Below are 8,140 nucleotides of genomic sequence, written 5' to 3' on the forward strand. Positions count from 1 at the left end.
TGTGTGTTCGGCACCCCGGCCTGCCAGGGCACAGTCGAGGGACGTCCCGATGACGGATGTTGCTCGCACGGGGCGTTTTTGTCCGACAAAGACGACCGGGCCCGGCTGGACGACGCTGTGTCCAAGCTCACTGACTCCGACTGGCAGTTCCGCGAAAAGGGCTTGAGCCGCAAGGGCTACCTCGAACTCGACGAGCACGAGGGCGAAGAGCAGTTTCGCACCCGCAAACACAAGGGCGCGTGCATCTTCTTGAACCGGCCCGGGTTCGAAGGCGGCCCGGGCTGCGCGCTGCACAGCAAAGCGCTGAAGCTCGGCGTGGCACCGCTGACGATGAAACCCGACGTCTGCTGGCAGCTGCCTATCCGCCGCAGCCAGGAATGGGTGACCCGCCCGGACGGCACCGAGATCCTGAAGACCACTGTGACCGAATACGACCGCCGCGGCTGGGGCGCCGGCGGTGCCGACCTGCACTGGTATTGCACCGGTGATCCGGCCGCCCATGTCGGCACCGAGCAGGTCTGGGTGAGCCTGGGGGCCGAACTCACCGAGTTGCTCGGTGAGAAGGCCTACGCCGAACTGGCCGCAATGTGCAAGCGGCGCAGCGCATTAGGGCTCGTCGCCGTCCACCCGGCAACGCGGGCCGCCGAATAGCGTCAGCGTTGAGCCTGCATCCGCCGCCCGCCGTGAACGAGGAATTGCAGTCAGCTGCGGCACCACGTTGGCGCGGCCAGCCCGGGCGTCTGGAGGTCTGGTACGCAACCCTGTCGGATCCGGTGACGCACGCGGGGCTCTGGGTCCACTACGAGATGGTGTCCCCGACCTCGACAAGCGCACGCGATCCCTACGCACATGGCTGGGTGAGCTGGTTTCCGCCCGATGGCCCACCGCACACCGAGCGTTTCGGTCCCGAGCCCGTTGGGCCAGCCGTCGGGTCGCCCTGGCTCACAGTTGCCGATACGCGAATCGCGTTGGAAGAGTTGGCCGGCCGAGCCGGGTCACTGACATGGAACCTGAGCTGGAAGGACAGCGGTGCGCCGCTGTGGACCTTCCCGCGGCCGGTGTGGGAACGCGAACTGCTGCCCGGTGCGCAGGTGGTGCTCGCTCCGACCGCACAGTTCAGCGGCTCGCTGAGCACCGGCGCCACTGCCCACCGGGCCGATGGGTGGCGCGGCGCCGTTGCCCACATCTACGGGCACGGGAACGCCAGCCGCTGGGGTTGGATCCACGCCGACCTTGGCGACGGCGACGTGCTCGAGGTGGTCACCGCGGTGTCGCGCAAAGCCGGCCTGCGCAGGCTTCCGCCAATGGCGTTCATTCGGTTCCGTATCGACGGAAAGGATTGGCCCGCAAGCGTTTTACCGTCAGTGCGGATGCGGACCAAATTGGGCCTGCGACACTGGCAGCTCAGCGGGCGTATCGGCGGTCGTCGGGTGCTGATTCGCGTCGACCAGCCCGCAGAGCGATGCGTGAGCCTGGGCTATACCGATCCCGACGGCGCCGCCGCGGTGTGCACCAACAGCGAGCTGGCCGACATTTACGTCGAGGTCGGCGACCGCCGCTGGTCGGTAATCGGCACCGGCCACGCCGAGGTCGGCCTGCGGGCCGCCGAGTAGCGTCAGCTCTCCAGTTTGTAGCCCAACCCGCGCACCGTCACCAGGTGTATCGGATTGGCCGGGTCGGCCTCGATTTTCGACCGCAGCCGCTTGACGTGTACGTCGAGGGTCTTGGTGTCACCGACATAGTCGGCGCCCCACACACGATCGATCAGCTGCCCGCGAGTCAGCACCCGTCCGCTGTTGCGCATCAGATACTCCAGCAGGTCGAACTCTTTGAGCGGCAATGTGATTGGCTCCCCGTTGACCGAGACGACGTGGCGTTCGACGTCCATTCGCACCGGTCCGGATTCCAGCACGCCGTCGGTGACCTCGGAGTCGTCGTCGCCGCGGCGACGCAGCACCGCCCGGATCCGGGCAATCAGCTCACGCGCCGAATACGGCTTGGTCACATAGTCATCCGCGCCCAACTCCAGGCCGACGACCTTGTCGATCTCGCTGTCACGCGCGGTCACCATGATCACCGGCACACTGGACCGGGATCGCAGCTGCTTGCACACGTCGGTGCCGGACATCCCCGGCAGCATCAGATCGAGCAGCACGATATCGGCGCCGGACCGGTCGAACTCGGCCAGCGCCGACGGGCCGTCGGTCACCACGGTGGCCTCGAAGCCCTCCTTGCGTAGCAGGAACGCCAGCGGATCAGCCAACGATTCTTCGTCCTCCACGATCAGGACACTGGTCACGAGCGCCACTCCTCCAAGATCAGGACACTGGTCATCGGTGTAGTTCTTCCTCTCGTCGGGGCTCTCGTTGGGGCATCTTGGGCCGGATTTCGCGCTCGGGCGCTTGGTCGGGTTGCTCGCACTCGCCGCCGTAGGCCGGGATGGACAGGGTGAACGTCGACCCGGTTCCCAGCTGGCTCCACAACCCGATCGTGCCGTTGTGATTGGCGGCGACGTGCTTGACGATGGCAAGGCCGAGTCCGGTGCCGCCGGTGGCCCGCGAGCGCGCCTTATCGGCGCGGAAGAACCGCTCGAAGACCCGCTCCTGGTCTTTGCGGGCGATACCGATGCCCCGGTCGGTGACGGCGATCTCGATGTTTTCGCCACGGCGACGGCGGCTGATGGTCACCAGCGAACCGCGTGGCGAATACGCGATCGCGTTGGACACCAGGTTGGCCAACGCGGTGACCAACAGGGCCTGCTCACCCAGCATTCGCAGGCCGCTCGGTTCGTCGGTGCAAACCGCGATATCGGCGTTGTCGGCGGGTACCTTGTGGCGTGAAATCGCTTCGGACACAACGCTATCGACGTCGACAGCGCCCATGTCCGGCAACCGCTCGGCACCCTGCAGCCTGGACAGCTCGATCAGCTCGCTGACCATGTCCCCCAGCCGGGTGGCCTCAACAAGCACCTTCTCGCCGAACCGCCGCACCGTCTCCGGGTCGTCCGCGGAGGACAGCAGAGCCTCGGCGAGCACGGACATGGCGCCGACGGGGGTCTTGAGCTCGTGGCTGACGTTGGCCACGAAGTCGCGCCTGGTGGCCTCCATCCGTGCGTATTCGGAGTGGTCGTAGACGAACACCACGGCAAAGCGCCGGTCCTCTTCGCTGAGCAACCGCGCCTGCCCGTGCACCGCCAGGCCCGATCGGCCCGGGACCAACCGCTTGCCCGGCATCAGGTCGAACTCGACGTCAGCGCCATCGCCCAGCGTCTGGCGCGCCGCCTTCCAAGCCTCGTCGTCGAGCTGACGCTCGCGTACCAGGCCGAGCTCTTTGGCCCGGCTGTTGTGATAGACCACGTCGCGGTGACGGTCCACGACGGCGGTGCCCAGCGGCATCAGCGCAACGATCCGCTCCAACATCTGCGCGACGGTGATGCCGGCCGCTTCGACGGCCACCCGCTGGCGTCGCTCCAGCGTCCGCGGCGCCAGCCGCGCTCCCGCCGTGGCACCGACGGCCAAAGCCACGAGAAACAACACCCCGGCCAGTGACAGGGCCGAGAACACAGTCACATAAAAATCCTACAAACACGGTGAACGCCAACCCAGCAGCACAAGGCCAAAAACGGACATGTCACACGCGACGAGGCAGGTGTTCGACGGCTGTTCATCTCACGTTTGCCCTTCTGCCAGGAAATACGGGTTTACCGGGCACCTTGGCTGGCCACCGCCGCCGCGCCCGCGGCAGCGGCTTCCGGATCCAGATAGCTGCCGCCGATGACCGTCGGCCGCATCTGAGCGTCCAAGTCATAGCGCAGCGGAACGCCGGTTGGGATGTTCAGGCTCACGACTTCCTCGTCGGACATGCCATCGAGGTATTTGACCAGGGCGCGCAGCGAGTTTCCATGAGCGGCGACCAGCACCGTCTTGCCGACCCTCAGATCCGGCACAATCACGTCGGTGAAGTACGGCAAGAACCGGGCCACCACGTCGGCCAGGCATTCGGTCAGCGGCCCGCCGCCGATGTCGGCATAGCGCGGATCGGTGTCCTGGCTGAACCGGCTGCCCTTCTCGATGGGCGGCGGCGGGGTGTCATAGCTGCGCCGCCACGCCATGAACTGCTCCTCGCCGTAGCGGTCCTTGATCTCGGCCTTGTCCAGTCCCTGCAGCGCGCCGTAGTGGCGTTCGTTGAGCCGCCAGCTGCGCCGTACCGGGATCCACAGCCGGTCGGCAGTGTCCAGCGCCAGGTGCGCGGTGGTGATGGCTCGGCGCAGCAGTGAGGTGTAGACCACGTCCGGCAGCAGGTTGTGCTCGACGATCAGCTCGCCGCTGCGCACAGCTTCGCCGCGGCCCTTGTCGGTTAAGTCGACGTCGACCCAGCCGGTGAACTGATTGCTCGCATTCCATTCGCTCTCGCCGTGGCGGAGCAGCACCAGCGTGGCTACCGCGTTCCCCATGGCGGCAAGTGTCTCACGGGGGCGGGCACCGACATCTGGCTAATCGTCGTCGCTTTAAGTGCTCGACGTGCCCCCGCAAGCGGGTGGGGGTACCCCCAGCCGTGCAGCGGCGAGGGGGCGTGCCCCCACGTCATCGCGCTTCGCGCTCCGCGTCGTCGTCATCGTCGATCAGGTGGGCGAACGCCTCCAAGTTCTTCAGCGATTCACCGCGCGAGACCCGCCACTCCCATTCCTTCTGGATCGACGACCGAAAACCCAACTCCAACAGCGTATTAAAGTCGCTATCCACTGCTTCGAGCACCTGCCCAAGCACCCGGTCGATCTCGGCGGCGTCCACCGATGCCAACGACATTCGGCCCACCAGGTAGATGTCGCCAACGTTGTCCAACGTGTAGGCCACGCCGTACAGGCGGCGGTTGCGTTTAAGTAGGAATCGGTAGACACCCTCGTGGTTCTCGTCGGGCTTGCGGCAGACGAACGCCTCGATGCGCACCGAGTGCTCGCCGATGCTCAGGATGGTGTTGGTCTTGAGCTTTCGTTCGCCGGGCAACTCCACGATCAGGCCCGACAACCCGCCGTGCGCGCCAGGATGCCGGGAATAGGTCAGCTTGTTGGCATCCAGCGTGTCCTCGATCACCTGCTGGACGTGGGTCACCGGCGCCGCCCCGCGATCTCCGTCGTCGGCGCGGGTCATTGGCGCCACTCCTTGATCCCGGCTTCGCCGGCATCATCGTCGTCGGCGCGGGTCATTGGCGCCACTCCTCGATCCCGGCTTCGCCGGCATCATCGTCGTCGGCGCGGGTCACGCTCTTACCCCGCGTCGCGCCGCCCAGCGCCGGGCCTGATTGCCTCGGCGCGCCGATGCCAGGTTCCGCACCGAGCGGCGGGCAGTGAACTCGCCGATCGCGCGCCGGTAGCTGGCCAGCAGCGCATCAACGGTGTTGTCCCAGGAGAACATCGCCGCGTGCTCGACCGCCGAGCGGCGCATCGCCCAGGCCTGCGGACCACTGCCGCGCAGCAACAGCTCATCGATGGCGTGCGCCCACCGGTCGATGTCGTGACCGGACACCAGCGTGCCGCTGACCCCGTCGCGCACCGCGACTGGCAATCCGCCGACCGCGGCGGCAACCACCGGGGTCCCGCAAGCCTGCGCCTCGAGGGCGACAAGACCGAAGGACTCCGAATAGCTGGGCACCGCAACCAGGTCGACGGCCTGGAACAGTCGGGCCAGGTCGTCCCGCGACTGCGGGGGCAGGAACGTCACCCGGCCAGCGATACCCAGTTCATCGGCAAGCCGAACAAGGCCGTCCGGCGCGGCCCGTCCGCTGCCCGACGGCCCGCCGGCGACAACGATGTGTACCCGCGGCAGTTTGGCTGCCGCGCGCAGCAAGATATCGGGCCCCTTCAGCGGCTGAATACGGCCGACAAACGCCACCACATCCGCGTCGGGCGGTAGCCCCAGCACGGCCCTGGCGGCGTGACGGTCGGCGGGCCGGAACACGTCCAGGTCGACGCCAGGGTGGGCGACGTCGATCCGGGCGACGTCGGCCTGGTGCAGCGAAACCAGTTGTCCGGCTTCATCTTCGGTGTTGGCGATCAACCGGTCGGCCTCGTCGACAACCTGCTGCTCGCCGACGGTGCGAAGCGGTGGCTCGGGTGTGTCACCCTCGGCCAACGCGGCGTTCTTCACCGCCGCGAGCGTGTGCGCGGTGTGCACCAACGGCACCGACCACCGGTCGCGGGCCAGCCAGCCGACCTGACCGGACAGCCAATAGTGCGAGTGCACGATGTCGTAGTAGCCGGGCTCGTGGGCGGCTTCAGCGCGCAGCACTCCGGCGGCGAATGCGCACAGCTGCGTCGGCAGATCGTATTTGTCCAGGCCTTCGAACGGCCCGGCCACCACGTTGCGCACCAACACACCGGGTGCCACCCACACGATCGGCGGATCGGTGGACGCGGTGGCCCGGGTGAAGATCTCCACCTCCACGCCCCGGCGAGCCAGATGAAGCGCGCTCTGGAGGACGTAGACGTTCATCCCACCGGCGTCCCCGATGCCCGGCTGGGCCAGCGGCGAGGTGTGCACTGCCAGCACCGCGACGCGACGCGGATCGGTCAGCTCGGAGGTGTCCAGCCGGGAGAAGTCAGTGTGGCCCACATTGTCATCTTTGCAGGACCGTTCTGACGTGCCCCGACAGCGCAGGTCAGGCGGGTGTCTCGGTGGCGACCTCGAGCGCGACCACCGGCGGCTGTGCGCGGCGCATGGCGCCAAGCGGGTCGGAGTACAGCCCGGCCAGCGACACAATGCCCGCCCCGGCCTCCTGCACTCGGTTGCCGAACGCGGTGACTCGGATGTCGCGCGGCGGCAACACCGAGCGCGCGGCGTATGCCGCCTCCACGTGCTCCACGCCCTCCGGATATTCGGTGAACGCCTGCCCGCCGACCACCAGGTCGTCGGGATTGAGCAGATCGCGCAGCAACGCGACGGCTTCACCAAGCACCCTGGCCCGCTCGGCAAGCAGGTCTTTGGCCTGCTGGTGGCCGTTGCGCGCCGCCCGCAGCAACTCGGTGACGGCTGCGCCCGACCCGCCGTTACGGGCCGGCAGGATGCGCATCCGGCGCGCCGCGGCGAGCACCGCCTCGTCGCTGACGGTGGATTCCAACAGCCCAGAACCGCCGAGCAGCTCAGATTGCACGGGCAAGTTGGCGATGGTGCCCGGCCCGCTGGCCGGACTGTGTACCCGTCCGCCAATCGACAGCGCGTAGCCCACCGTCTCGCGGGCGTAGACGTAGAGGCTGGTTGTCGAGTTGGGCGCAAACCGCCGCATACCGAGCAGCAGTTCCGCCGCGGCCATCGCGTCGACGTGGCATGCCACCGACACCGGCAGAGCCAGCGCCTCGGCGAACACCGGTCCGACTGGCGCGTCCCGCCAGCCCAGCCGGGAGTGGTCGACGTGCCCGCTGATGCCGTCGACGATGCCGCCGATTGTCACTCCGACCCACAGCGCCCGCCGTCGGTGCCACCGCCTCAGGTAGCGGCGGGCGCCGTCGGCCAACGAGGCCAGCGCCGGCCCCTGGGCGCTGCGCGGTGTCGGGGTTTCGACGGCGTCTAGGGTGCGGCCGAACAGGTCGGTGGCCACGATGCTGGTGGTTCGCGCCCCGATGTGGATGCCCAATGTCAGGAACGGCTCGTGGTTGACCTCGACCGGCACCCGGGGACGCCCGATGGCACCCGAGACTGCCAGGTCGGCGCGTTCCCGCAGGATGCCGGCGTCCAGCAGCGCGGTGACCTGGCGGTTTACCGTCGCTATGGACAGCGACGTGACCTGGGCGATGACATCGCGACCGATCGGGCCGCGTAACCGCACGGCCCGAAAGACCGACGACGCGGCTGCATCAGACAGCTGTAGTGACGGCGCGACGACGCGGTGGCGCCCCGGTGATCGCCGCCTCGCGGGTGTGGAGTGGGTGTGAGAAGAGTGGGAGGTGAGGGTGGTTGAGCGCACGTGGTGTGTCCTTGTCCGAGTTCCGATGGCGGGTCCTGGACCGCACCATCGCGAGCGCTTGGGGTTCGCTCAGGCGCGGCTAGCTGCGCGGCAACAACACGCGCAGTCCGCGAACAGACACGCGGACATGTAGCCGAACAAGGCGCTGGAGTACACACGAGGAATTTAGCACGCTTATTAGAGT

General features: G+C 67.7%; 8 protein-coding genes. 2 read left to right on the forward strand and 6 right to left on the reverse strand.

Annotation, left to right across the window (positions count from 1 at the left end):
* A partial coding sequence (locus tag WAN71_RS16675; RefSeq protein WP_422226397.1) for a hypothetical protein occupies positions 1-651 on the forward strand: 651 nt, incomplete at its 5' end.
* Positions 652-683: 32 nt separating this feature from the next.
* Positions 684-1,613, forward strand: coding sequence for a hypothetical protein (locus tag WAN71_RS16680; protein ID WP_422226404.1), 930 nt, complete (start codon positions 684-686; stop codon positions 1,611-1,613).
* A 2-nt stretch (positions 1,614-1,615) separates the two neighbouring features.
* On the opposite strand, the gene regX is transcribed toward WAN71_RS16680, so the two are convergent.
* From regX to WAN71_RS16710, 6 genes are all read right to left on the reverse strand, one after another.
* A complete protein-coding gene (regX, locus tag WAN71_RS16685) occupies positions 1,616-2,299 on the reverse strand; it encodes a two-component sensory transduction protein RegX (protein WP_422226398.1) in 684 nt (227 codons plus the stop codon).
* Positions 2,300-2,330: 31 nt separating this feature from the next.
* On the reverse strand, positions 2,331-3,569 hold the full coding sequence (locus WAN71_RS16690) for a sensor histidine kinase (protein WP_422226399.1): 1,239 nt from the start codon (positions 3,567-3,569) through the stop codon (positions 2,331-2,333).
* A 131-nt stretch (positions 3,570-3,700) separates the two neighbouring features.
* Entirely contained in the window at positions 3,701-4,453 is a 753-nt protein-coding gene (locus WAN71_RS16695) for a phosphoglyceromutase (protein WP_422226400.1), read from the reverse strand.
* Positions 4,454-4,583: 130 nt separating this feature from the next.
* Positions 4,584-5,147: a YbjN domain-containing protein gene (locus tag WAN71_RS16700; protein WP_422226401.1), complete on the reverse strand. Its 564-nt coding sequence runs from the start codon at positions 5,145-5,147 to the stop codon at positions 4,584-4,586.
* A 108-nt stretch (positions 5,148-5,255) separates the two neighbouring features.
* Positions 5,256-6,608, reverse strand: a complete 1,353-nt coding sequence (mshA, locus tag WAN71_RS16705) for a D-inositol-3-phosphate glycosyltransferase (protein ID WP_422226402.1) — start codon at positions 6,606-6,608, stop codon at positions 5,256-5,258.
* A gap of 46 nt (positions 6,609-6,654) precedes the next feature.
* Positions 6,655-7,956 carry an ROK family protein gene (locus WAN71_RS16710; RefSeq protein WP_422226403.1) on the reverse strand — a complete coding sequence of 434 codons (1,302 nt, stop codon included), beginning with the start codon at positions 7,954-7,956 and terminating at the stop codon, positions 6,655-6,657.
* Positions 7,957-8,140 lie beyond the last annotated feature (184 nt).

Origin of the sequence: Mycobacterium sp. (genome assembly GCF_049280035.1) — a bacterium.
GTDB lineage: Bacteria > Actinomycetota > Actinomycetes > Mycobacteriales > Mycobacteriaceae > Mycobacterium.

Excerpts from the sequence above, each read along its gene's own strand:
- WAN71_RS16695 (WP_422226400.1), bottom strand. The coding sequence starts at position 4,453 with ATGGGGAACGCGGTAGCCACGCTGGTGCTGCTCCGCCACGGCGAGAGC.
- WAN71_RS16700 (WP_422226401.1), bottom strand. The coding sequence starts at position 5,147 with ATGACCCGCGCCGACGACGGAGATCGCGGGGCGGCGCCGGTGACCCAC.